The sequence below is a fragment of the Arthrobacter sp. 01L42 genome (assembly GCF_056400005.1).
Map to the genome: position 1 here is coordinate 1 of NZ_JBFTSL010000056.1, position 443 is coordinate 443.

At 58.7% G+C, this 443-nt stretch carries 1 rRNA gene; it reads left to right on the top strand.

The features are described 5' to 3' along the window. Window positions 1-339 precede the first annotated feature (339 nt). Window positions 340-443, top strand: a 5S ribosomal RNA gene (rrf, locus tag AC1DN2_RS21355); the annotation flags it as partial.

A 443-nucleotide genomic window follows, 5' to 3' on the forward strand; every position in this document is an offset into this window, starting at 1 on the left:
GTGAGAGGCCCCCAGCCAGACCACTGGGTTGATAGGCCGGATGTGGAAGCGAGGACTAACGACTCGTGAAGCTGACCGGTACTAATAGGCCGATAACTTACACCACACACTCTTCCCGTGAACGGATTCAAAAGACGTTCACACCAGGGGGAGGGTACAAAGAAACAAGACTGCTTGCGTCCACTATGTGGTTCCCAAACAACAAACCCGTCACCGACGGCACGTTGCGACAGGAACAAAACCACAACACCACACCTGCGGCCAAGGCCGCAGCGAACATGTTGTAACCACAGATTTCCCCACCCCCGCCAACAGCGGGCACGGTGGCGGAGCAAGGGTTACGGCGGTCATAGCGTGGGGGAAACGCCCGGTCCCATCCCGAACCCGGAAGCTAAGACCCACAGCGCCGATGGTACTGCACCCGGGAGGGTGTGGGAGAGTAG